Origin of the sequence: Streptomyces sp. NPDC014870 (genome assembly GCF_043081505.1) — a bacterium.
Taxonomy (GTDB): Bacteria; Actinomycetota; Actinomycetes; order Streptomycetales; family Streptomycetaceae; genus Streptomyces.
The window spans coordinates 294,425-319,217 of record NZ_JBIBWQ010000007.1 but is presented as its reverse complement, the minus strand read 5'-3'; the positions used below and the strand labels follow the sequence as shown (position 1 = coordinate 319,217).

The window sequence follows — 24,793 nt, the reverse complement described above, 5'->3', positions numbered from 1 at the left end:
AGACCCAAGGGAGTCAGGGACGTGTCCCGTCAGGTGTTCCTCTACGACCCACCGGAGCGTTTCGTGGCCGGCACGGTCGGGCTGCCTGGCCGCCGTACGTTCTTCCTTCAGGCGTCCGCGGCCGGCCGGGTCACCAGCGTGGCCCTGGAGAAGACCCAGGTCGCCGCGCTCGCCGAACGCATCGACGAACTCCTCGACGAGGTCGTCCGGCGCACCGGCGGCAACGCTCCGGTCCCGGCCGTCGCCCCGGCCGACATCGCGGACACCGCGCCCCTCGACGTGCCCGTCGAGGAGGAGTTCCGGGTCGGCACGATGGCGCTCGCCTGGGACGGCGAGGAGCAGCGCATGATCGTCGAGGCGCAGGCGCTCGTCGAACTCGACGCCGAGTCCGAGGAGGACCTCGCCGCCGCCGAGGAACGGCTGCTCCAGGACGAGGAGAACGGGCCGCCGATGCTGCGCGTGCGGCTCACCGGAGCGCAGGCCAGGGCCTTCGCCAAGCGCGCCCTCGACGTGGTGAACGCCGGCCGCCCGCCGTGCCCGCTGTGCAGCCTGCCGCTCGACCCCGAGGGCCATGTGTGCCCCCGCCAGAACGGATACCGGCGCGGAGCATGAGCGGCCTCGACAACCGGGCGGTCGTCGACCTGCTCACCAAGGGCGAGCTGACCGTGCGCGGCCAGGTCCGCGAGGCCTCCAACGCGGTGCTCGTCTGCGCCGTCTCCCTGGACGGCGCCGAGGCCGACTGCGTCTACAAGCCCGTTGCCGGCGAGCGGCCCCTCTGGGACTTCCCCGACGGCACCCTCGCCCAGCGCGAGGTCGCGGCCTACGAGCTCTCCGAGGCCACCGGCTGGGGCCTCGTACCGCCCACCGTGCTGCGGGACGGCCCGTACGGCGAGGGCATGGTCCAGTTGTGGATCGACGCCGACCCCGGGGCGAGCCTGCTCGCCCTCGTAGAGGGCTGGGAGGCGGGGGTGGGGGTCCCCCCAGCGGAGCTAGGGGGAGGCTGGAAGGCCGTCGGGCCCGCCCAGGTCGGCGAGGACCGCACGGCCCTGCTCGTCCACGCCGACCGCCCCGAACTGCGCCGGCTCGCCGTCCTTGACGCGGTCATCAACAACGGCGACCGCAAGGGCGGGCATCTGCTGCCCGCGCCGGACGGGCGTCTCTACGGCATCGACCACGGCGTGACCTTCCACGTGGATGACAAGCTGCGCACGCTGCTGTGGGGCTGGGCGGGCGAGGAGCTGCCCGCCGAGGCCGCCGCCGTCCTGGAGCGGCTCGACGGCTCCCTCGCCCCGGGGACCCCGCTCGCCACCCGACTGGCCGAGTTGCTCACCGCGGCCGAGGTGGACGCCCTGCGCCGCCGCGTCACCGCCCTGCGCACCACCGGACGCCACCCCGAGCCCTCCGGGCAGTGGCCGGCGATCCCCTGGCCCCTGGTCTGACCGGACCGTCGGGATTCGGCCAACGCCCCGCGGTCGCCCCACCCCCCTGGGGGTATGCACGAACCGCCCCGAGCTGCAAGAGCGCCTCCTCGGCCAAGATCCCGCATCCGGTTCGTATCCGGAACGCGTGTCCGGTTACGCTCAGGTCATGCATGCCTGGCCCGCTTCTGAGGTCCCCGCCCTGCCCGGCAAGGGCCGCGACCTCCGGATCCACGACACCGCGACCGGCGGACGAGTGACCCTCGCCCCCGGCCCCGTCGCCCGTATCTACGTCTGCGGCATCACGCCGTACGACGCGACCCACATGGGTCACGCGGCGACCTACAACGCGTTCGACCTCGTTCAGCGCGTGTGGCTCGACACCAAGCGGCAGGTCCACTACGTCCAGAACGTCACCGACGTCGACGATCCGCTCCTGGAGCGCGCGATCCGGGACGGCGTCGACTGGGTCGGCCTCGCCGAGCGCGAGACCGCCCTCTTCCGCGAGGACATGACCGCCCTGCGGATGCTGCCCCCGCAGCACTACATCGGCGCGGTCGAGGCCATACCCGGCATCGTGCCGCTCGTCGAGCGGCTGCGGGACTCCGGCGCTGCCTACGAGCTCGACGGCGACATCTACTTCTCCGTCGAGGCCGACCCGCACTTCGGCCAGGTGTCGAACTACGACACCGAGCTGATGCGCCACCTCTCCGCAGAGCGCGGCGGCGACCCGGACCGCCCGGGCAAGAAGAACCCGCTCGACCCGATGCTCTGGATGGCCGCCCGCGAGGGCGAGCCGAGCTGGGACGGCGGCAGCCTCGGCCCCGGCCGCCCCGGCTGGCACATCGAGTGCGTCGCCATCGCCCTCGACCACCTCGGCATGGGCTTCGACGTCCAGGGCGGCGGCTCCGACCTGATCTTCCCGCACCACGAGATGGGCGCCTCCCACGCCCAGGCGCTCACCGGCGAGTTCCCCATGGCCAAGGCGTACGTGCACGCCGGCATGGTCGCCCTGGACGGCGAGAAGATGTCCAAGTCCAAGGGCAACCTGGTCTTCGTCTCGGCGCTCCGCCGCCAGGGCGTCGACCCGGCCGCCGTCCGGCTCTCGCTCCTCTCGCACCACTACCGCGCCGACTGGGAGTGGACCGACCAGGTCCTCCAGGACGCTGTGGCGCGCCTGGACCGCTGGCGCGCCGCCGTCTCCCGCCCCGACGGCCCCTCCGCCGACGCCCTGGTGGAGGAGATCCGCGAGGCGCTCGCCGACGACCTGGACGCGCCGGCCGCGCTCGCCGCGGTCGACCGGTGGGCCGAGCGGCAGCACGCCGAGGGCGGTACGGACGAGTCCGCGCCCGGCCTCGTCTCCCGCGCCGTGGACGCCCTGCTCGGGGTGGCCCTGTAGCCCACTCCCGTACAACTCCCTTCAAAGGAACCGCCCTTGGACTTCTCACGAAGTCCGAGGGCGGTTCCGTTTTGTCCTGGCCCTGGTGCTCGTTTCTGCGCTAAATACCCACCATGCAATCAACATTGCGCATGAAGGCTGCATTGGCCGGCGCTGTGCTCGGGCTCCTCGCGGTGTTCGCGGGCCCCGGCAGCGCCCAGTCCGCAGAGCCCCCCGCCGACGAGCCCGCGCCGACCACCGTCGGGGACGTCACCGGCTTCCAGGCCGACGGCGCCGTCTACCGGCTGACCGCCGGCACCGCCCAGGCCCGCGTCAGCTTCGTCACCGACGAGACCTTCCGCATCGAACTGGCCCCCGACGGCACGTTCACCGACCCCACCGGGCAGGACATCGTCCAGCCGCAGGGCGCCCCGCCCCGCACCCGCTGGAGCGACCGCGGCGACCGCTACGAACTCACCACCGGCCGGGTCACCCTGCGGGCCTACAAGGCGCCGCTGCGCTTCGCCGCGTACCGCGCCGACGGCACCCCGCTCTGGTCCGAGACCACCGGCCTCAGCTGGACCCCGGAGCGCACCACCCAGTCCCTGGCCCGGGGCGCCGACGAGCAGTTCTACGGCGCCGGCATGCAGAACGGCCGCGGCAACACCTCGCACCGCGGCAAGACCGTCGAGGTCGGCGTCGACTACAACTGGAACGACGGCGGCCACCCCAACTCAGTGCCGTTCTACCTCTCCTCGGCCGGCTACGGCGTCTACCGCAACACCTACGCCCCCAACACCTACGTCTTCGGCGAGCCCGTCACCACGAGCGCGAAGGAACAGCGCTTCGACGCCTACTACTTCACCGGCTCCGGCTCCGACGCGCTCAAGGACGTCATCGGCCAGTACACGAACCTGACCGGCAAACCGTTCCTGCCGCCCGTCTACGGCCTGGAGATCGGCGACGCCGACTGCTACCTCCACAACGCCAACCGGGGCGAGCGCCACACCCTCGACGCGCTGAAGGTCGCCGACGGCTACGTCCAGAACGACATGCCCAACGGCTGGATGCTCGTCAACGACGGCTACGGCTGCGGCTACGAGAACCTCGCCGAGACCGCGAACGGCCTCAAGGACCGCGGCATGCAGCTCGGCCTGTGGACCGAGGACGGCCTCGACAAGCTCGGCGAGCAGGTCAAGGCCGGGCAGCGGGTCGCCAAGCTCGACGTCGCCTGGGTCGGCCCCGGCTACAAGTTCGCCCTCGACGGCTGCAAGGACGCCTACGCCGGCATCGAGGCCCACTCCGATGCCCGCGGCTTCACCTGGGCCCCCGAGAGCTGGTCCGGCGCGCAGCGCTGCGGCGTCCAGTGGTCCGGCGACCAGTCCGGCACCTGGGAGTACATCCGCTGGCAGATCCCCACCTACGCGGGCGCCTCGATGTCCGGACTCGCGTACACCACCGGCGACGTCGACGGCATCTTCGGCGGCAGCGCCAAGACGTACACCCGTGACCTCCAGTGGAAGATGTTCCTGCCGGTCACCATGACGATGGACGGCTGGGCCGCCAACGACAAGCAGCCCTTCCGCTACGGCGAGCCGTACACCTCCATCAACCGCGACTACCTGAAGCTCCACGAGTCGCTGCTGCCGTACATCTACTCGCACGCGCACCGCGCCACCAAGACCGGTGTCGGCCTCGCCCGGCCGCTCGTCCTGGAGTACCCGAACGACCCCAAGGCCGCCTCCGACACGGCCAAGTACGAGTTCCTCAGCGGCGAGGACTTCCTCGTCGCCCCCGTCTACCAGGACGCCGTCGAGCGGGACGGCATCTACCTCCCCGAGGGCACCTGGATCGACTACTGGAGCGGCCGCACCTACCAGGGTCCGGTCACCGTCGACGACTACAGCGCCCCGCTCGACACCCTGCCGCTCTTCGTCCGGGCCGGCGCCGCCGTCCCGATGTGGCCCGGCGGGATCCGCTCGTACACCGAGCGCGCCCCCGGTTCCGCGCTCGCCTGGGACATCTACCCGCAGGGCACCTCGTCCTTCGAGCTGTACGAGGACGACGGCGTCACCCGCGCCCACCGCACCGGCCAGTACGCCACCCAGACCGCCGAGGTCCACGCGCCGCAGCGCGGCGCGGGCGACGTGACGGTACGGATCGGCGCGAGCAAGGGCTCCTTCGCGGGCAAGTCCACCGCCAGGCCCTACCAGTTCACCGTCCACACGGGTGACGCCCCGAGCGAGGTCTCGCTGGGCGGGCGCGAACTGCCGCGCCTCACCTCCAAGGCCGCCTACGAGGCCGCGGGCCAGGGCTGGTGGTACGACCGGGACGACCGCGGGGGAGTGGTGAAGGTCAAGACCGCCGCCCAGCGCACCGACCGCGCCTTCACCCTCGAACTGGAGGACACCAGCGCCGTCGGCGGAGCCGTCCCGGGCGCCGCGGCCACCGCCGCCGTCCCGGCCGGCCAGGAACTGGGCGCGGGCGCGCCCGGCACGGTCGCCGTCGACGTGACGGCGGGCACCAGGGACGCCACCGGCGTCGAGGTGTCGCTCACCGCCCCGGCCGGCTGGCAGGTCAACCCGGCCGCCCCGGTCGCGCGCATCCCGGCGGGCACCACCCGGCGGGTCGAGGTCTCGGTCACCCCGGCGAAGGACGCGAAGCCGGGCGAGGCCACGCTCACCGCGACCGTCCGCCACCGCGCCGCGAACCAGGACCGGACCGCGGTCCAGCGCTTCGCCGTCGGGGTGATGCCCGAGCCGCCGTCGACCGACGTCTGGGCGAGCGACCTGACCTGGCTGAAGTCCGCCAACGGCTGGGGGCCGCCCGAACGCGACCGTTCCAACGGCGAGTCGGGCGCGAGCGACGGCAGGACCCTGACCCTCGCGGGGACCACCTACGAGAAGGGCATCGGCGCCCACGCCGACTCCGACATCGAGGTCTACCTCGGCGGCCGCTGCGCCTCGTTCACCGCCGACGTCGGCATCGACGACGAGATCAACGGCTACGGAGAGGTGGCCTTCTCGGTCGAGGCCGACGGCAAGGTCCTGTGGACCTCCCCGAAGCTGACCGGCGCCTCCGCGACGCTCCCCGTCCAGGTGGACGTGACCGGCGCCCGGCACGTCCGGCTGCGGATCACCGACACCAACGGCTCCAAGAGCGGTGACCACGGGGACTGGGCGGCCGCCCGCTTCGCCTGCGCCTGACAGCCCACCGGGTACGAGAAGGGGGTCGCACCGTCACCGGTGCGGCCCCCGTTCCCGTACGGCTCAGTCCTCGCCGGAGCTGTCGGCGTCGCCCTCGTCCCGGGCGTCGGGCGGGGAGTCCGGAGCGTCCTGCGCCTCCGGGGCCTCGCCGGCCTCGGGCGGCGCCTCCGGTCCCGGCTGCTCCGGCTTCGGCGGACGGGTCCTGCCCCCGCCGGTGTCCCGCAGGTACGAGGTGTCCCCGCCCTCCGTGGCGACCCCCGGGCCGCCCTGGCCCGGGCCGTGCCCGGGGCCGCCGTCACGCCGCCGCAGATAGCGCTCGAACTCGCGGGCGATGGCCTCGCCCGAGGCCTCCGGCAGCTCCGCCGTGTCCCGCGCCTCCTCCAGCGTCTGGACGTACTCCGCCACCTCGCTGTCCTCGGAGGCGAGTTGGTCCACGCCCAGCTGCCAGGCCCGCGCGTCCTCGGGCAGCTCGCCCAGCGGAATGCGCAGGTCGATCAGGTCCTCCAGGCGGTTCAGGAGCGCCAGGGTCGCCTTCGGGTTCGGCGGCTGCGAGACGTAGTGTGGCACGGCCGCCCAGAGGCTGACCGCGGGCACGCCCGCGTGCGTGCAGGCCTCCTGGAGGATCCCGACGATGCCCGTCGGCCCTTCGTACCGGGTCTCCTCCAGGTCCATCGTCCGCGCCAGGTCCGGGTCGGAGGTGACCCCGCTGACGGGCACGGGCCGGGTGTGCGGGGTGTCGCCGAGCAGCGCGCCCAGGATCACCACCATCTCCACGCCCAGCTCATGGGCGAAGCCCAGGATCTCGTTGCAGAACGAGCGCCAGCGCATCGACGGCTCGATCCCGCGCACCAGCACCAGGTCGCGCGGCTTGTCGCCGCCGACCCGGACCACGGAGAGCCTGGTCGTCGGCCAGGTGATCTTCCGGGTGCCGTTGTCCAGCCAGACCGTCGGCCGGTTGACCTGGAAGTCGTAGTAGTCCTCGGCGTCGAGCGCCGCGAACACCTCGCCCTTCCATTCCCGGTCCAGATGGGCGACCGCGGTGGAGGCGGCGTCGCCGGCGTCGTTCCAGCCCTCGAACGCGGCCACCATGACCGGGTCGATCAGCTCGGGAACCCCCTCGAGCTCGATCACCCAGCGCCTCCTTTTCGACGTTCCTGCCGTACCTGTCGTTCCTCGTCGTACGGACCAACCTTACGGCTTTCCGGGGGCCCGTCCGCAGCCCTCGCGCACCACCGAAGGCCACGCGCGGCCTTGATCGACTACCCAGGAACTCCCCTCGGCACACGAACGGGTAAGGGGCGGTCTCCAGGGAGACCGCCCCTTACCTCAACAGATCAGCAGGTCACTTGCGCAGCATCGCGTCGACCTCGCCGCGGATCTCGTCCGTGGCCAGGCCCCGGATCGTGAGCGTCGTACGGCGGCGCAGCACGTCGTCGGCGGTCTCCGCCCACTCGTGGTCCCGGGCGTAGGCGACCTGCGCCCAGATCTCCGGCGCGTCCGGGTGGACGCGCCGGGCGAGCTCGGGGTTCTCGTTCGCCATCCGCGCGATGTCGAAGGCGAGCGAACCGTAGTGGGTCGCCAGGTGCTTGGCGGTGTCGGCGGCCATCCGCGGACCGGGCGCGGGTCCGTCGACGAGCAGCCGGTGCGCGACCGCGTTCGGGTTGGCTATGCCGGGCAGCGGGAGCCGCTTCGGCAGGGTCGTCACCGACTCGTAGTCCTCGCCCAGCGGGTGCCCCGGCAGGGACTCCAGCTTCCTCATCACCGTACGGCCGATGTGGCGGAAGGTCGTCCACTTGCCGCCCGCCACCGACAGCATGCCGCCGCGGCCCTCGGTGACGACCGTCTCGCGCTTGGCCTTGGAGGTGTCGCCCGGACCGCCCGGCAGCACCCGCAGACCCGCGAAGGCGTAGGTGATCAGATCGCGGGAGAGCTGCTGGTCGCGGATGGAGAACGCGGCCTCGTCGAGGATCTGCGCGGTGTCCTTCTCGGTCACCTCGACCTGGCCCGGGTCACCCTCGTACGCCTCGTCGGTCGTGCCGAGCAGCAGCATGTCCTCCCAGGGGAGGGCGAAGGTGATGCGGTACTTGTCGATCGGGGTCGCGAGCGCGGCCTTCCACGGCGAGGTCCGCTTCAGGACCAGGTGCGCGCCCTTGGAGAGCCGGATGGAGGGCGCCGCGTTCGGGTCCTCCATCTTCCGCAGGTGATCGACCCACGGGCCGGTCGCGTTCAGGACCAGGCGGGCGGTGACGCCGAACTCCTCACCGCTCGTGCGGTCCTTCAGCTCGGCGCCCGTGACCCGGCCGCGGGTGAAGCGAAGCCCGGTGACCTCGGCGTGGTTGAGGACGACGGCGCCGGCGTCGACCGCGGCGCGGACCGTCATCAGCGCCATGCGGGCGTCGTTCATCTGGTCGTCACCGTAGACGGCCACGGCCTTCAGGTTGTCCGTCCGCAGCTCCGGCACGTCCTGCGCGGCCTTGGCGGGGCTGAGCAGGTGCCCGACCCCGTCACCGAAGGCGGAGAGCGCGGAGTACGCGAAGACACCGGCACCCAGCTTGGCGGCGCCGTGCGGGCCGCCCTTGTAGACGGGCAGGTAGAAGGTGAGCGGGTTGGCGAGGTGAGGCGCGACCTGGCGGGAGACCGCACGACGCTCGAAGTGGTTCTCCGCGACCAGCTTGACCGCGCCGGTCTGCAGGTAGCGCAGACCGCCGTGGAGCAGCTTGGAGGAGGCGGAGGAGGTGGCGCCGGCGAAGTCGCCGGCGTCCACCAGGGCCACCCGCAGGCCCGACTGCGCGGCGTGCCAGGCGGTGGAGATGCCCAGGATGCCGCCGCCGATCACCAGGAGGTCGTACGTCGCCTTGGAGAGCTGCTCCCGAGTCTCGGCGCGGCTCGGCAGGGAACCGGCAGCCGGTCGCGTCCCCAGGGCGGGGACGCTCTGCAGGGTGGTCATGTCGATCTACTCCTCGTCCTCGATCCAGCCCATGGTCCGCTCGACGGCCTTGAGCCAGCTCTTGTACTCGCTCTCACGCTTGTCGGCGTCCATGCGAGGGGTCCATTCCGCCGCGCGGCGCCAGTTGGCGCGCAGGGCGTCGGTGTCCGGCCAGAAGCCGACGGCCAGGCCGGCGGCGTAGGCGGCACCGAGGCAGGTGGTCTCGGCGACCATCGGGCGCACGACCGGCGCGTCGAGGAAGTCCGAGAGGGTCTGCATCAGCAGGTTGTTGGAGGTCATGCCGCCGTCGACCTTGAGCGCGGTCAGCTCGACGCCGGAGTCCTTCGTCATGGCGTCGGTGATCTCGCGGGTCTGCCAGGCGGTGGCCTCCAGGACGGCGCGCGCGATGTGCGCCTTGGTGACGTACCGGGTGAGGCCGGCGATCACACCGCGGGCGTCGGAGCGCCAGTACGGGGCGAACAGGCCGGAGAAGGCGGGCACGAAGTAGGCGCCGCCGTTGTCCTCGACCGAGGACGCGAGGGTCTCGATCTCGGCGGCGGACTTGATCAGGCCCATCTGGTCGCGCATCCACTGCACCAGCGAACCGGTGACGGCGATCGAGCCCTCCAGGGCGTAGACCGGCTTCGCGTCGCCGATCTGGTAGCCGACGGTGGTCAGCAGGCCGCTGTAGGAGTTGATGATCTTGTCGCCGGTGTTCATCAGCATGAACGTGCCGGTGCCGTACGTGGACTTGGCCTCGCCCTCGGCGAAACACGTCTGGCCGAAGAGGGCGGCCTGCTGGTCGCCGAGCGCGGAGGCGACCGGGATGCCGTCGAGGACGCCGCCCTTGACGGTGCCGTACACCTCGGCGGAGGAGCGGATCTCCGGCAGCACGGCGTCCGGGATCTCCATGGACTGCAGGATCTTGTCGTCCCAGGCCATGGTGTGCAGGTTCATCAGCATGGTGCGCGAGGCGTTGGTGACGTCGGTGACGTGGTGGCCGCCGTCGACGCCGCCGGTGAGGTTCCAGATGACCCAGGAGTCCATCGTGCCGAAGAGGATGTCGCCGCGCTCGGCGCGCTCGCGCAGGCCTTCGACGTTGTCGAGCAGCCAGCGGACCTTCGGGCCGGAGAAGTACGAGGCGAGGGGGAGACCGGTCTCGCGGCGGAAGCGGTCCTGGCCGACGTTGCGGCCGAGCTCCTTGCAGAGCGCGTCGGTGCGGGTGTCCTGCCAGACGAGGGCGTTGTGGACGGGCTCGCCGGTGTTCTTGTCCCAGAGCAGCGTGGTCTCACGCTGGTTGGTGATGCCGACGGCCTTGACGTCGGCGGCGGTGATGCCGGCCTTGCTGATGGCCCCGGCCACCACTTCCTGGACGTTGGCCCAGATCTCGGCGGCGTCGTGCTCGACCCAGCCCGGCTTCGGGAAGATCTGCTCGTGCTCCTTCTGGTCGACGGCGACGATCCGGCCGTCGGTGTCGAAGACGATGCAGCGGCTGGAGGTGGTGCCCTGGTCGATGGCGGCGATGAACGGGCCGGCGGTGTGTGCGTCGGTCACGGTGTGCTCCAAGGAGGTCTGGGTGGAAGGACGACTCAGGCGAACGCGATGTTGTAGATACCCGCGGCGATCGCGCCACCCACCAGGGGGCCGACGACCGGGATCCATGCGTAGCCCCAGTCGGAGCCGCCCTTGTTCGGCAGCGGCAGCAGGGCGTGCACGATGCGCGGGCCCAGGTCACGGGCCGGGTTGATGGCGTAACCGGTCGGGCCACCGAGCGAGAGGCCGATGCCGACCACGACGAACGCGGTGATCAGGGCGCCGATGACGCCGAGGCCCTTGCCGCTGTCGTTGAGGCCCTGGGTGAGCACCGCGAGGACCAGCACGACCGTGCCGATGATCTCGGTGGCCAGGTTCTGCCAGACCACTCGGACCTCGGGCCCGGTGGAGAAGACACCGAGCACCGGACCGGCGTTCGGCGCGGCCTTCTGGTCGACCATGCCCTCCTCGTGCGGAGGCGAGGAGATGATCTCCTGGTCCGTGAGGTGGGCCTGGAACTGTCCGTAGTAGGCGATCCAGACCAGGACCGCGCCGAGCATGGCGCCGAGCATCTGGCCCGCGAAGTAGACCGGAACGTTGCTCCAGTCCCCGTCCTTGAGGGCGATGCCGACGGTGACGGCCGGGTTCAGGTGGGCGCCCGAGAGGGTACCCGTCATGTACACGGCGGTCATGACCGCGAAGCCCCAGCCGAACGTGATGGCGAGCCATCCGGCGTTCTGAGCCTTCGAGCGCTTGAGCACCACGGCGGCGACGACGCCGCCGCCGAGCAGAATGAGTACGGCGGTACCAATGATCTCGCCGATGAAGATGTCGGAGCTGGACACCCGCGACTCCTTTGTCCTTCGTCCAGGGGAAGGCGAACCCCGGGTCCCTCCGGTGGTCCGCGCCCTCCTATGAGGGCGTTGCCGGCCCTTGGCACTGCCACACTCTAGCGCGTATTGCCGGTAGGTGTTCGGCAATGCCGACCGATGCACGGAAGTTTTGCCCCCTGGTTAACAGCGCGTCAAGGGCTCGGGGAACGAAAAACCCGCCGATAACGGGATCGTTACCGACGGGTTGATCAGGCACTCCCGCCTGGGCGGATGTCCCGGCTCAGCGGCTCAGAAGCGCCCCGCGCCCAGATCGCGGGAGACGGCGCGGGCGCAGTCCCGTACGGCCGCGACGAGTTCGGAGCGCAGCTCGCCGCTGTCGCCGCAGACACGCTCCACCGCTCCCGTGATCGCCACCGCGCCCACCGGCATCCGGCGCCGGTCGTGGATCGGGGCCGCCACCGAGGCCACGCCCTCCCAGGTCTCCTCCACGTCCGACGCCCAGCCCTTGGCCCGCGTCAGGTCGAGCAGCGCCTCGAACTCCGTCAGGTCCGTGACCGTACGCGGCGTGAAGCCCTCGCGCGGCACCTCCAGAACCTCGCTGTGCGCCACCGGGTCGTACGCCGAAAGGATCTTGCCGAGGGCCGTGGAGTGCAGCGGCTGCATGGCCCCCACCTCCAGGACCTGCCGGCTGTCGTCCGGGCGGAAGACGTGGTGCACGATCAGGACGCCCTGCTGGTGCAGGACGCCCAGATGGACGCTCTCGCCGCTGGAGCGCGCCAGGTCGTCCGTCCACACCAGCGCCCGCGCGCGCAGTTCGTGCACGTCCAGATAGCTGTTGCCCAGGCGTAGCAGCTCCGCGCCCAGCTGGTAGCGGCCCGAGGCGGCCTCCTGCTCCACGAAACCCTCGGCCTGCAGGGTGCGCAGGATGCCGTGGGCCGTGCCCTTGGCCAGGCCCAGGGAGGAGGCGATGTCGGAGAGGCCGAGCCGGCGCTCGCCGCCCGCGAGCAGTCGCAGCATCGCCGCCGCCCGTTCAAGCGACTGGATGTTCTTCGCCATCGCCCGGCCTTTCTCCCTGTCCATGTGTCCATGACCCCGGGGGTCTCCCCGTGGATCCTGAAGGACAGGATCGCGTGGATCATGGTGTTCGACAATGCTGAACACTATCGGTCGATGTCGACCGCGCGTTACCTACACAGTGTCGGTCATGAACGGGTCCGACCGGGAGTCCCCGGGAGACAGGATGCCGTCCGCCCTGTGGAACGCGATGTCCACCCCGGCGTCCACGCGGTTACGCTGGCCCCGTGCACCCTCCACCGAGCGTGCAAAGCCGACAGCCGTCGCATCCCAGGGAGCTCATCCATGGCCTCGTCGCCGACCCCTTCCGTTGACAGCCGGACCCGCGCCGCAGCCCTCCGCGAGGCACTCGCGACCCGGGTCGTCGTGGCCGACGGAGCCATGGGCACCATGCTCCAGGCACAGGACCCCAGCCTCGAGGACTTCCAGAACCTCGAAGGCTGCAACGAGATCCTCAACATCACGCGGCCCGACATCGTCCGGTCGGTGCACCAGGAGTACTTCGCCGCCGGCGTCGACTGCGTCGAGACCAACACCTTCGGCGCGAACCACGCGGCCCTGGGGGAGTACGACATCCCCGAGCGGGTGTACGAGCTCTCCGAGGCCGGCGCCCGGATCGCCCGCGAGGTCGCCGACGAGTTCACCGCCTCCACCGGACAGCAGCGCTGGGTCCTCGGCTCCATCGGCCCCGGCACCAAGCTGCCGACCCTCGGCCACGCCCCGTACACCCTGCTGCGCGACGCCTACCAGCAGAACGCCGAGGGCATGCTCGCCGGCGGCGCCGACGCGCTGCTCGTGGAGACCACCCAGGACCTCCTGCAGACCAAGGCGTCCGTCATCGGCGCCCGCCGCGCCCTGGACTCCCTCGGCGTCGACGTGCCCCTCATCGTCTCCGTCACCGTCGAGACCACCGGCACCATGCTCCTCGGCTCCGAGATCGGCGCCGCGCTCACCGCGCTGGAGCCGCTCGGCATCGACATGATCGGCCTGAACTGCGCCACCGGACCGGCCGAGATGAGCGAGCACCTGCGCTACCTCGCCCGCCACTCCCGCATCCCGCTGTCCTGCATGCCCAACGCCGGCCTGCCCGTCCTCGGCAAGAACGGCGCGCACTACCCGCTCACCGCCACCGAGCTCGCCGACGCCCAGGAGACCTTCGTCCGCGAGTACGGACTCTCCCTCATCGGCGGCTGCTGCGGCACGACCCCGGAGCACCTGCGCCAGGTCGTCGAACGGGTCCGCGACCTCACGCCCACCGTCCGCGACCCGCGCCCCGAGCCCGGCGCCGCCTCGCTCTACCAGACCGTCCCGTTCCGCCAGGACACCTCCTACATGGCGATCGGCGAGCGCACCAACGCCAACGGCTCCAAGAAGTTCCGCGAGGCCATGCTGGACGCCCGCTGGGACGACTGCGTCGAGATGGCCCGCGACCAGATCCGCGAGGGCGCGCACATGCTCGACCTCTGCGTCGACTACGTCGGCCGCGACGGTGTCGCCGACATGGAGGAGCTCGCCGGCCGGTTCGCCACCGCCTCCACCCTGCCGATCGTGCTCGACTCGACCGAGGTCGACGTCATCCGGGCGGGCCTGGAGAAGCTCGGCGGCCGCGCCGTCATCAACTCCGTCAACTACGAGGACGGCGACGGGCCCGAGTCGCGCTTCGCGAAGGTCACCCGGCTGGCCCAGGAGCACGGCGCCGCGCTCATCGCGCTCACCATCGACGAGGAGGGCCAGGCCCGCACCGTCGAGAACAAGGTCGCCATCGCCGAGCGGATCATCGAGGACCTGACCGGCAACTGGGGCATCCACGAGTCGGACATCCTCATCGACACCCTCACCTTCACCATCTGCACCGGGCAGGAGGAGTCCCGCAAGGACGGCATCGCCACGATCGAGGCGATCCGCGAGCTCAAGCGCCGCCGCCCGGACGTCCAGACCACGCTCGGCCTGTCCAACATCTCCTTCGGCCTCAACCCGGCCGCCCGCATCCTGCTGAACTCCGTCTTCCTGGACGAGTGCGTCAAGGCGGGCCTCGACTCGGCGATCGTGCACGCCTCGAAGATCCTGCCGATCGCCCGGTTCGACGAGGAGCAGGTCACCACCGCCCTCGACCTGATCTACGACCGGCGCTCCGAGGGCTACGACCCCCTCCAGAAGCTGATGGCGCTCTTCGAGGGCGCCACCGCCAAGTCGCTGAAGGCCGGCAAGGCCGAGGAGCTCCTCGCGCTGCCGCTGGACGAGCGCCTCAAGCGCCGGATCATCGACGGCGAGAAGAACGGTCTGGAGGCCGACCTCGCCGAGGCCCTCCAGGAGCGCCCCGCCCTGGACATCGTCAACGAGACCCTCCTCGACGGCATGAAGGTCGTCGGCGAGCTTTTCGGCTCCGGCCAGATGCAGCTGCCGTTCGTCCTCCAGTCCGCCGAGGTCATGAAGACGGCCGTCGCCTACCTCGAGCCGCACATGGAGAAGTCCGACGCCGAGGGCAAGGGCACCATCGTCCTCGCCACCGTGCGCGGCGACGTCCACGACATCGGCAAGAACCTCGTCGACATCATCCTGTCCAACAACGGCTACAACGTCGTCAACCTCGGCATCAAGCAGCCGGTCTCCGCGATCCTGGAGGCCGCCGAGGAGCACTCCGCCGACGTCATCGGCATGTCCGGTCTCCTGGTGAAGTCCACGGTGATCATGAAGGAGAACCTGGAGGAGCTCAACCAGCGCGAGCTGGCCGCCAAGTACCCCGTGATCCTCGGCGGCGCCGCGCTCACCCGCGCCTACGTCGAGCAGGACCTGCACGAGATCTACCAGGGCGAGGTCCGCTACGCCCGCGACGCCTTCGAGGGCCTGCGGCTGATGGACGCGCTCATCGCCGTCAAGCGCGGCGTCCCCGGTGCCGAACTGCCCGAGCTCAAGCAGCGCCGGGTCGCCAAGCGGGACACACCGGTCCTCCAGGTGGAGGAGCCGGAGCCGGGCGGCCGCTCCGACGTCGCCGTCGACAACCCGGTCCCCACCCCGCCGTTCTGGGGCACCCGCGTCGTCAAGGGCATCCCGCTCAAGGACTACGCCTCCTGGCTCGACGAGGGCGCCCTGTTCAAGGGCCAGTGGGGGCTGAAGCAGGCCCGCGCGGGCGGCCCGACGTACGAGGAGCTCGTCGAGACCGAGGGCCGGCCCCGGCTGCGCGGCCTCCTGGACAAGCTGCACACCGAGAACCTGCTGGAAGCCGCCGTGGTCTACGGCTACTTCCCGTGCGTGTCCAAGGGCGACGACCTGATCATCCTCGACGACGCCGGCAACGAGCGGACCCGCTTCACCTTCCCGCGCCAGCGGCGCGGCCGCCGCCTCTGCCTCGCGGACTTCTTCCGCCCCGAGGAGTCCGGCGAGACCGATGTCGTCGGCCTCCAGGTCGTCACCGTCGGCTCGAAGATCGGCGAGGCGACCGCCAAGCTGTTCGCCTCCGACTCGTACCGCGAGTACCTGGAGCTCCACGGTCTCTCCGTGCAGCTGGCCGAGGCCATGGCCGAGTACTGGCACGCCCGCGTCCGCGCCGAACTCGGCTTCGCGGGCGAGGACCCGTCCGACGTCGAGGACATGTTCGCCCTCAAGTACCGCGGCGCGCGTTTCTCCCTCGGCTACGGCGCCTGCCCCGACCTGGAGGACCGGGCGAAGATCGCCGACCTGCTCCAGCCGGAGCGGATCGGCGTCCACCTCTCGGAGGAGTACCAGCTCCACCCCGAGCAGTCCACGGACGCCATCGTCATCCACCACCCCGAGGCGAAGTACTTCAACGCACGGTAGTCACCCCCGTCGGCACCCGCCACGGGAGTAAATCCGCGCATCTCGCGTCATCCGGACGTACACTGGTCGGTCCAGTGCAGGCCGGTCGCTCACCCCCGTACCGGGGTGGGCGACCGGCCTTCTCGTCCCTCCATGGAGGTGTGCCGGATGACCAGTACGGTCCCCGCGTCCTTTGTCCGCGCCAACGGAAGCTCCGCGCTGCAAGCGGTCTTCCTCGACATGGACGGCACCCTGGTCGACACCGAGGGCTTCTGGTGGGACGCGGAGGTGGAGGTCTTCGCCGACCTCGGGCACCGGCTGGACGAGTCCTGGCGCGACATCGTCGTCGGCGGCCCCATGACCCGCAGCGCGGGCTATCTGATCGAGGCCACCGGCGCCGACGTCACCCTCGCCGAGCTGACCGTCCTGCTCAACGAGAAGTTCGAGCACCGCATCGGCCGTGGCGTCCCGCTGATGCCCGGCGCCGAGCGGCTGCTGGCCGAGCTGGCCCGGCACAACATCCCGACCGCCCTGGTCTCCGCCTCGCACCGCCGCATCATCGACCGGATCCTCGCCTCCCTGGGCCGCGACCGCTTCGCGCTCACGGTGGCCGGCGACGAGGTGCAACGCACCAAGCCGCACCCCGAGCCGTACCTGACCGCGGCGAGCGGCGTCGGCGCCGACCCGGCCCTGTGCGCAGTCATCGAGGACACCGCGACGGGCGTCGCGTCGGCCGAGGCAGCCGGCTGCCGGGTCGTCGCCGTGCCCTCGGTGGCCCCGATCGCCCCCTCCCCGGGCCGGGTCGTGGTCCGCTCCCTCGAGGACGTGGACGTGCCCTTCCTGCGCACGCTGATCATCGGCCCCTGACCCGCTGATCACCGGGCCCCGACCAGACAGACGGCCGCCCCTGGAACGGTCCACGCGCGTGAGCTTCGTCACGCAGCGTGCCGGACCTCGGGCGGCCGCCTCGCACCCGATGTCCGTAAGGCCGGGAATGCGGATCGACGTCTGTCCCGTTTCGCGCCTTCCTTGCTCATTCATACCCGCGCATGACTATCGAGCCCCCCGTATTCATGATCACTATCCGCATCCGGGGCGGCTGCTCGGCGGTCAGCCGCCACGGCGTCTCGCACTAATCTTTCGCGAGGACTTCGCCGCGCTTTCCGCGTGCAACGGCGCCCATCCACGACGCCGCGAACGCAGGACCGATCGCCCACCATCCCGGCCCGATCGCCCGCCCCGAACGGGCGGCAGCGGCGGAGTGTCCGCACACCGCCGTATCCCCGTGCCGGATGAGGAGAAAGTCCCTGATGCGCCGCAAGACCCTGGCCCTGCCGGCCATAGCCGGCCTGCTCGCCCCCCTGCTGACCGCCTGCGGCGGCGCGGACGAGTCGAGAGCCATCGTCGTCGGCACCACGGACCAGTTCGTCGCCACCAGCGACGCCCCCGCGCCCCTCGACCCGGCCTTCGCCTACGACACCGGCAGCTGGAACATCCTCCGGCAGACCGTGCAGACCCTGATGCACGTACCGCGCGGCGGCGGCGAGCCCGTCCCCGAGGCCGCCGAGAGCTGCTCCTTCAGCGACCGGGTCAGCGAGAGCTACCGCTGCACCCTCCGCGAGGGACTCACCTTCGCCGACGGCACGCCGCTGACCGCCGCCGACGTCAAGTTCTCCGTCGAGCGGGTCCTCGCGATCAAGTCCGACAACGGAACCTCCGCGCTCCTCGCCAACATCGACACCGTCGAGACCACCGGCGAGCGCGACATCGTCTTCCACCTCAGGACGCCCGACGCGACCTTCCCGTACAAGCTCTCCACCCCCGTCGCCGGCATCCTCAGCAAGGACAAGTACGACGGCAAGAAGCTCCGTGACGGCTTCGACGTCGACGGCTCCGGCCCCTACACGATGAAGACCGAGCGCGACGGCGACCGCTTCGTCAAGGCCGTCTTCACCAAGAACCCCGCGTACAAGGGCGACATCAAGCTCCGCAACGACAAGGTCGAGCTGCGCTCCTTCGCCGACGCCGACTCCATGGGCCAGGCCCTGGAGAAGAGCGACATCGACATGATGACCCGCGCCATGTCGCTCGAGCAGGTCAAGACGCTCACCGAGAAGCCCAAGGACGGCATCGACCTCACCGAGGTCCCCGGCCTGGAGATCCGCTACCTCGCCTTCGACACCGACGCCCCGTCCGTCAAGGACAAGGCCGTCCGGCAGGCCATCGCCGCCGTCGTCGACCGCGGCGCGATCGTCAACGCCGTGTACGGCCCCACCGCGCAGCCGCTCTACTCGCTGATCCCCTCCAGCGTCACCGGCCACTCCACGGCCTTCTTCGACGCCTACGGCGAGCCCAGCAAGACCCGGGCCGCCGACATCCTGCGCAAGGCCGACATCACCGCGCCCGTCGCGCTCACCCTGCACTACACCACCGACCACTACGGCTCCGGCACCAAGCAGGAGTTCGAGGCGCTGCGCGACCAGCTCAACGCCACCGGACTCTTCAAGGTCACCGTCGAGGGCAGCGAGTGGTCCTCCTTCCGGCCCGCGCAGAAGCGCGGCGACTTCCCCGTCTACGGCCTCGGCTGGTTCCCCGACTTCCCCGACCCGGACAACTACGTCGCCCCCTTCCTCGACGCCGACAACTTCCTCAACACCCCCTACGTCAACACCTCCGTACGGGACCAGTTGATCCCGCGCTCGCGCCAGTCGGCCGACCGCACCGCCGCCGGCCCCGTCTTCGGGCAGATCCAGAAGATCGTCGCCCAGGACGTTCCCGTCCTGCCGCTCTGGCAGGGCAAGCAGTACGTCGCCGCCCGCGACGACGTGACCGGCGTCGAATGGGCGCTGAACACCTCCTCCGACCTGCTCCTGTGGGAGCTGGCCCGCAGGAACGCCTGACCCCTCCACCAGTTCGGCTCCACCGGCCGCGCACCGCGCGCGACGGTCCGGCAAGAGATCAAGAGGCACGTTCTGTGAAGCACAACAAGTGGCTGACGGCACCCCTCGCCGCGGGCCTGTCCGCCGCCCTGCTCAGCGGCTGCGGCACCCAGCAGGGTGGCGACGCCGGCTCCGGCGACAACGTCGTCGTCGGCATGTCCGACGAGGTCCTGGCGACCGACCCGGCCGCCGGCTACGACCCCGGCTCCTGGCTGCTGTTCAACAACGTCTTCCAGTCCCTGCTCGCCTTCCCCAAGGGGGGCACCGAACCCCAGCCCGAAGCCGCCGAGAAGTGCGACTTCGAAGGCGGCAGCAGGGTCTACCGGTGCACCCTGCGCGACGGTCTGAAGTTCTCCAACGGGAACCCGCTGACCTCCAAGGACGTCAAGTTCTCCTTCGACCGCGCGCTGAAGATCGCCGACCCGGCCGGCCCGGCGCCGCTGCTGTCCTCGATCCAGTCCATCGAGACCCCCGACGACAAGACCGTCGTCTTCCGGCTGAAGACCCCCGACGCCACCTTCCCCAGCAAGATCGCCTCCGGTGCCGGCTCCATCGTCGACCACCGCGAGTACTCCGAGGACGCGCTGCGCACCGACGGCAAGGCCGTCGGCTCCGGCCCGTACAAGCTCGAGTCCCTCAGTGAGACCGAGGCCGTCTTCTCCGTCAACGGCGGCTACACCGGCGGCGCCAAGCCGCAGAACGGCGGCGTCACCCTCAAGCTGTACGGCGGCGACCGCGCCGCCCTCTCCAAGGCCTTCGCCGCCGGTGACGTCGACATCGCCTACCGAGGCCTCGCCGCCGACGACATAGCCGCCCTCGAAGCCGCCGCGACCACCGACGACAAGGGCGTCGACGTCATCCAGGGCACCAGCGCCGAGGTCCAGCACCTCGTCTTCAACGTCAAGGACCCCGTCGTCGGCAAGCTCGGTGTCCGCCAGGCCATCGCCCATCTCGTGGACCGCGAGGCGCTCGTCCAGGACATCTACAAGTCGACCGCCACGCCGCTGTACTCGATCGTCCCCGCGGGCATCGCCGGCCACAACACGGCCTTCGTCGACACTTACGGCGACCGCCCGGACGCCGCCAAGGCCAAGAAGGCGCTCCGCAAGGCCGGCATCACCGACAAGGTGAAGCTCACCCTCTGGTCCACCCCCAGCCGTTACGGCCCCTCCACGGACCAGGAGCTCAAGGCGATAGCCGAGCAGCTCAACACCAGCGGCCTGTTCGACGCCGACGTGAAGTCCGTCGAGTTCGAGCAGTACGAGAAGGACATCGCGGCCGGCAAGTACGGCGTGTACGTTAAGGGCTGGGTGCCCGACTACCCGGACGCCGACAACTTCACCGCCCCCTTCTTCGGCGAGGGCAACGTCCTCGGCAACAACTACACCAACGCCACCATCACCGGCACCCTCCTGCCCAAGACCTCGGCCGCCGCCGACCGCACCGGCACCGACCAGGACTTCGGCAAGCTCCAGGACCTGGTCGCCGAGGAACTGCCGCTCCTGCCGCTCTGGCAGGGCAAGCAGTACGCCGTCGCCCACGACGGTGTCACCGGCCTCGAATGGACCCTCGACGCCTCGACCGTCTTCCGCTTCTGGGAGCTCAAGAAGAGCTGACGGGCCGCCCCCCACGGGGACCGGCACACGACGAAGGGGCCCGGCACGCGACACGCGCGCCGGGCCCCTTCGGGCTGCTCGGAGGCCGGTACCCGCGGGCCACTGCGCGCCGGGGCGCAACAGGCCGCCGGGTACCCGCGGCTCACTGCGCGCCGGGGCGCACCAGGCCGCTCTCGTAGGCGTACACCGCCGCCTGCACACGGTCCCGCAGCCCCAGCTTCGTCAGCACATGCCCCACATGCGTCTTCACCGTCGTCTCGCTGACGAACAGATCCGCCGCGATCTCCGCGTTCGACAGACCGCGCGCCACCAGCTTCAGCACCTCGACCTCACGCTCGGTCAAGGTGTTCAGGGTGTCCGGCACCTGCTCGTCGCCCGACGGCAGATGCGCCGAGTACTTGTCCAGCAGACGGCGCGTGATCGACGGCGCCAGCATCGCCTCACCTGCCGCCACCACGCGGATCGCCTGCACCAGCTCGTTCGCCGGCGCGTCCTTCAGGAGGAAGCCGCTGGCCCCCGCCCGCAGCGCCTCCACCACGTACTCGTCCAGATCGAACGTCGTCAGCACCAGGACCTTCGCCGGACCGTCCCGTCCCGGACCCGTGATCTGCCGCGTCGCCTCGACCCCGTCCATCCGGGGCATCCGGATGTCCATCAGCACCACGTCGGGCTGCAGCGCCCGCACCTGGTCCAGAGCCTGCAGGCCGTCCCCGGCCTCGCCGACGACCGCGATGTCCTGCTCCGCCTCCAGGATCATCCGGAAACCGGTGCGCAGCAGCGGCTGGTCGTCGACCAGTAGGACGCGGATAGCCACGGAGAACTCCTTCACGGCGCGGGCTGGACCGGCCCCATTCTGCCCTGCCCCGAATCGCCCGACTCCGGCGGGCGCGCGGAAACGATCTCCGCACGGAGCTCCGGCCGGATCTCCAGCGGATACACCGGGGGAGTCCCACCGAACTCCGGGCACACCGCCTGGTGATCGCACCAGCCGCACAGCTTCGTCGGACGCGGGCGCCAGTCGCCCGTCTCCGTCGCCTGCCGGATCGCCTCCCACAGCGCGAGCAGCTTCCGCTCCACCCGCAGCAGGTCCGCCTCCACCGGGTCGTACGTCAGCACGTCGCCACTGCCCAGATAGACCAGCTGCAGCCGCCGCGGCACGACCTGCTTCAGCCGCCACACCACCAGGGCGTAGAACTTCATCTGGAACAGCGCGCCCTCGCTGTACTCCGGCCGCGGCGCCTTGCCCGTCTTGTAGTCGACGATCCGCACCTCGCCCGTCGGCGCCACGTCCACCCGGTCGATCACCCCGCGCAGCCGCAGCCCCGACTCCAGCTCCGTCTCCACGAACAGCTCGCGCTCGGCCGGCTCCAGACGCGTCGGATCCTCCAGCGTGAACCAGCGCTCCACCAGCTGCTCGGCCTGGACCAGCCAGCCCGCCAGCCGCTCCCCGTCCGCGTCCTCCGCGAACAGTTCGGCCAGCTCCGGCTTCGACTCGAGGAGTCGGTCCCACTGCCCCGGGATCAACGACTTCGCCCGCGGGGCCGTCCGCTCCACCGCCGGAGCGTCGAAGAGCCGCTCGAGCACCGCGTGCACCAGCGTGCCCCGGGTCGCGGCCTCGCTCGGCTTCTCGGGCAGCCTGTCGATCACCCGGAACCGGTACAGCAGGGGACACTGCATGAAGTCGCTAGCCCGCGAGGGCGACAACGACATGGGCGCCCTGGGCCCCACCGGCGGCTGCTCGCTCGTACTCATGACACAGACCCTACGACCCGCCACCGACAGCGAGCCGAATACCATCGACGCCGGACCCCGTCACGCTGCATGATCGAAGAGTGACGCACGACAGGGGTCGAGCGGAAGGCGACGAGAGGAACCCGTGAACCAGGACGACGAGCGCGGCGAGAACCAGCGGCCGCGGTCCGGCGACCCGGAAGCGCCGACCGGCGCCGACCCGCGCGCCCGGCGCGGCGAGGAACCCGGCGGAGGCATCCTCATGGGCCGCCCCTTCGGCGTGCCCGTCTACGTCGCCCCCAGCTGGTTCCTCGTCGCCGCCCTCATCACCTGGGTCTTCGGCGACCAGATCCAGCGCGTCCTGCCCGACCTCGGCGCCGCCCGCTATCTCGTCTCCCTCTTCTTCGCCATCGCCTTCTACGCCTCCGTCCTGGTCCACGAACTGGCCCACACGATCGCCGCGCTCCGCTTCAAACTCCCGGTGCGCCGCATCCAGCTCCAGTTCTTCGGCGGCGTCTCCGAGATCGAGAAGGAGACCGAGACCCCAGGCCGCGAGTTCGTCCTCGCCTTCGTCGGCCCCCTGCTCTCGCTCGTCCTCGCCGGCGTCTTCTACCTCACGATGTTCGCCGTCGAACCCGGCACGGTCCCCGGTGTCCTCCTCGCCGGCCTGATGATCTCCAACCTCATCGTCGCGATCTTCAACCTGCTGCCCGGTCTCCCGCTCGACGGCGGCCGGATGCTGCGCGCCGTGGTGTGGAAGATCACCGGCAAGCCCATGGCCGGCACCGTGGCCGCCGCCTGGGTCGGCCGCGCCCTCGCCGTCGCCGTCCTCATCGGGCTCCCGCTGCTGACCCGTACGGGCCTCCTCGGCAACTCGACCGACGAGATCAGCGGCATGGACACCGTCACCGACGCCCTGCTCGCCGCGATCCTGGCCGCCATCATCTGGACCGGCGCCGGCAACAGCCTCCGCATGGCCCGCCTCCGCGAGCACCTCCCCGAACTGCGCGCCCGCGCGCTCACTCGGCGTGCCATCCCGGTCGAGCCCGCCACGCCCCTCTCCGAGGCCCTGCGCCGCGCCAACGAGGCCGGGGCCCGCGCCCTCGTCGTCGTCGACGGCCAGGGCAACCCCACCGGCCTCGTCCGGGAGACCGCCATCGCCGGCGTACCCCAGCACCGCCGCCCCTGGGTCGCCATCAGCACCCTCGCCCAGGACCTCACCGACGGCATGAGGGTCCCCGCCGACCTCGCGGGCCAGCCCCTCCTCGACCACCTCCGCGCCAGCCCCGCCACCGAGTACCTCGTCGTCGAGGACACCGGCGAGATCTACGGAGTGCTCTCCACCGCCGACGTGGAACGCGCCTTCGTCAAGGCCATGGCAAGACCCTCCGCATAACCCCGGTACTCTGGTCACATGTCCGAACCGACCGGTGCCGCCCGCCGTCGCGGGCCCTTCAAGGTCGGGGACCAGGTCCAGCTCACCGACCCCAAGGGACGCCACTACACGTTCACGCTCGAGGCCGGGAAGAACTTCCACACCCACAAGGGTTCCTTCCCCCACGACGAGCTGATCGGTGCTCCCGAGGGCAGTGTTGTCCGTACCACGGGAAACGTCGCCTACCTCGCGCTGCGCCCCCTGCTCCCCGACTACGTCCTGTCCATGCCCCGCGGCGCCGCCGTGGTCTACCCCAAGGACGCGGGGCAGATCCTGGCCTTCGCCGACATCTTCCCCGGCGCCCGCGTCGTGGAAGCCGGCGTCGGATCGGGCTCTCTCAGCAGCTTCCTCCTGCGCGCCATCGGAGACAGCGGCATGCTGCACTCCTACGAGCGCCGTGAGGACTTCGCCGAGATCGCCAAGGGCAACGTCGAGCGCTACTTCGGCGGTCCGCACCCCGCCTGGCAGCTGACCGTCGGCGACCTCCAGGACAACCTGTCCGACACCGACGTCGACCGCGTCATCCTCGACATGCTCGCGCCCTGGGAGTGCCTGGAGGCCGTCTCCAAGGCCCTCGTCCCCGGCGGCATCCTCTGCTGCTACGTGGCCACCACCACCCAGCTCGCGCGCACCGTGGAATCCATCCGCGAGTTCGGCTGCTACGCCGAGCCGCAGCCCTGGGAATCCATGATCCGCAACTGGCACGTCGAAGGCCTCGCGGTCCGCCCCGACCACCGCATGATCGGGCACACCGGCTTCCTCGTCACCGCCCGGCGCCTCGCCGACGGCGTCGAGCCCCCGATGCGCCGCCGCCGCCCCGCCAAGGGCGCCTACGGCGAGGACTACGAAGGCCCCAACAAGGGCTGACGCCACCCCGGGCTGACGCCCCGACAACGAACGTGTGCCGCCGTCGAGTTCCGCCCTCAGGGC

17 protein-coding genes are annotated in these 24,793 nt (G+C 70.9%); 10 read left to right on the top strand and 7 right to left on the bottom strand.

Annotated elements, in window-relative coordinates; genetic code table 11:
* Window positions 1–21: 21 nt before the first annotated feature.
* The 4 genes from ACF09C_RS21805 (at window position 22) to ACF09C_RS21790 (ending at window position 6,002) form a co-directional block, all read left to right on the top strand.
* Window positions 22–612 (top strand): DUF3090 domain-containing protein, encoded by a 591-nt coding sequence (locus ACF09C_RS21805; RefSeq protein ID WP_362421159.1) that lies wholly within the window; start codon window positions 22–24, stop codon window positions 610–612.
* Window positions 576–1,439 carry an SCO1664 family protein gene (locus tag ACF09C_RS21800; RefSeq protein WP_392093423.1) on the top strand — a complete coding sequence of 288 codons (864 nt, stop codon included), beginning with the start codon at window positions 576–578 and terminating at the stop codon, window positions 1,437–1,439. Before ACF09C_RS21805 ends, ACF09C_RS21800 begins: the two co-directional genes overlap by 37 nt.
* Window positions 1,440–1,587: 148 nt before the next feature.
* Window positions 1,588–2,817: a cysteine--1-D-myo-inosityl 2-amino-2-deoxy-alpha-D-glucopyranoside ligase gene (gene mshC, locus ACF09C_RS21795; protein ID WP_392093422.1), complete on the top strand. Its 1,230-nt coding sequence runs from the start codon at window positions 1,588–1,590 to the stop codon at window positions 2,815–2,817.
* Window positions 2,818–2,948: 131 nt separating this feature from the next.
* A complete protein-coding gene (locus ACF09C_RS21790; RefSeq protein WP_392093420.1) occupies window positions 2,949–6,002 on the top strand; it encodes an NPCBM/NEW2 domain-containing protein in 3,054 nt (1,017 codons plus the stop codon).
* A 63-nt stretch (window positions 6,003–6,065) separates the two neighbouring features.
* Here the strand turns inward: ACF09C_RS21790 and ACF09C_RS21785 are convergent, their stop codons facing one another.
* The 5 genes from ACF09C_RS21785 to ACF09C_RS21765 all read right to left on the bottom strand — a co-directional run bounded on the left by ACF09C_RS21785 (window position 6,066) and on the right by ACF09C_RS21765 (window position 12,350).
* Window positions 6,066–7,133, bottom strand: a complete 1,068-nt coding sequence (locus ACF09C_RS21785; protein ID WP_392093419.1) for a PAC2 family protein — start codon at window positions 7,131–7,133, stop codon at window positions 6,066–6,068.
* A gap of 211 nt (window positions 7,134–7,344) precedes the next feature.
* Window positions 7,345–8,949: an FAD-dependent oxidoreductase gene (locus tag ACF09C_RS21780; protein WP_392093418.1), complete on the bottom strand. Its 1,605-nt coding sequence runs from the start codon at window positions 8,947–8,949 to the stop codon at window positions 7,345–7,347.
* Between the two features lie 6 nt (window positions 8,950–8,955).
* Window positions 8,956–10,482: a glycerol kinase GlpK gene (gene glpK / locus ACF09C_RS21775; protein WP_392093417.1), complete on the bottom strand. Its 1,527-nt coding sequence runs from the start codon at window positions 10,480–10,482 to the stop codon at window positions 8,956–8,958.
* Window positions 10,483–10,517: 35 nt separating this feature from the next.
* Window positions 10,518–11,306 (bottom strand): MIP/aquaporin family protein, encoded by a 789-nt coding sequence (locus tag ACF09C_RS21770; RefSeq protein ID WP_392093416.1) that lies wholly within the window; start codon window positions 11,304–11,306, stop codon window positions 10,518–10,520.
* 276 nt (window positions 11,307–11,582) lie between these two features.
* On the bottom strand, window positions 11,583–12,350 hold the full coding sequence (locus tag ACF09C_RS21765; protein WP_392093681.1) for an IclR family transcriptional regulator: 768 nt from the start codon (window positions 12,348–12,350) through the stop codon (window positions 11,583–11,585).
* 303 nt (window positions 12,351–12,653) lie between these two features.
* On the opposite strand from ACF09C_RS21765, the gene metH reads away from it, so the two are divergent.
* The 4 genes from metH to ACF09C_RS21745 all read left to right on the top strand — a co-directional run bounded on the left by metH (window position 12,654) and on the right by ACF09C_RS21745 (window position 20,697).
* Entirely contained in the window at window positions 12,654–16,163 is a 3,510-nt protein-coding gene (metH, locus tag ACF09C_RS21760; RefSeq protein WP_392093415.1) for a methionine synthase, read from the top strand.
* A gap of 147 nt (window positions 16,164–16,310) precedes the next feature.
* Window positions 16,311–17,009, top strand: a complete 699-nt coding sequence (locus tag ACF09C_RS21755) for an HAD family hydrolase (protein WP_392093414.1) — start codon at window positions 16,311–16,313, stop codon at window positions 17,007–17,009.
* A 443-nt stretch (window positions 17,010–17,452) separates the two neighbouring features.
* Window positions 17,453–19,042, top strand: a complete 1,590-nt coding sequence (locus ACF09C_RS21750; RefSeq protein ID WP_392093413.1) for an ABC transporter substrate-binding protein — start codon at window positions 17,453–17,455, stop codon at window positions 19,040–19,042.
* Between the two features lie 74 nt (window positions 19,043–19,116).
* Window positions 19,117–20,697: an ABC transporter substrate-binding protein gene (locus ACF09C_RS21745; protein WP_392093411.1), complete on the top strand. Its 1,581-nt coding sequence runs from the start codon at window positions 19,117–19,119 to the stop codon at window positions 20,695–20,697.
* Between the two features lie 142 nt (window positions 20,698–20,839).
* Here ACF09C_RS21745 and ACF09C_RS21740 read toward each other — a convergent pair whose 3' ends face one another.
* Window positions 20,840–21,511, bottom strand: a complete 672-nt coding sequence (locus ACF09C_RS21740; protein WP_137990365.1) for a response regulator transcription factor — start codon at window positions 21,509–21,511, stop codon at window positions 20,840–20,842.
* A gap of 11 nt (window positions 21,512–21,522) precedes the next feature.
* Complete coding sequence (locus ACF09C_RS21735; RefSeq protein ID WP_392093408.1) at window positions 21,523–22,449, bottom strand: RecB family exonuclease; 927 nt, start codon at window positions 22,447–22,449, stop codon at window positions 21,523–21,525.
* Window positions 22,450–22,573: 124 nt separating this feature from the next.
* On the opposite strand from ACF09C_RS21735, the gene ACF09C_RS21730 reads away from it, so the two are divergent.
* Together ACF09C_RS21730 and ACF09C_RS21725 are read left to right on the top strand one after the other, a co-directional pair.
* Window positions 22,574–23,824, top strand: a complete 1,251-nt coding sequence (locus tag ACF09C_RS21730) for a site-2 protease family protein (RefSeq protein WP_392093406.1) — start codon at window positions 22,574–22,576, stop codon at window positions 23,822–23,824.
* 18 nt (window positions 23,825–23,842) lie between these two features.
* Window positions 23,843–24,730: a tRNA (adenine-N1)-methyltransferase gene (locus tag ACF09C_RS21725; protein ID WP_019884997.1), complete on the top strand. Its 888-nt coding sequence runs from the start codon at window positions 23,843–23,845 to the stop codon at window positions 24,728–24,730.
* Window positions 24,731–24,793 lie beyond the last annotated feature (63 nt).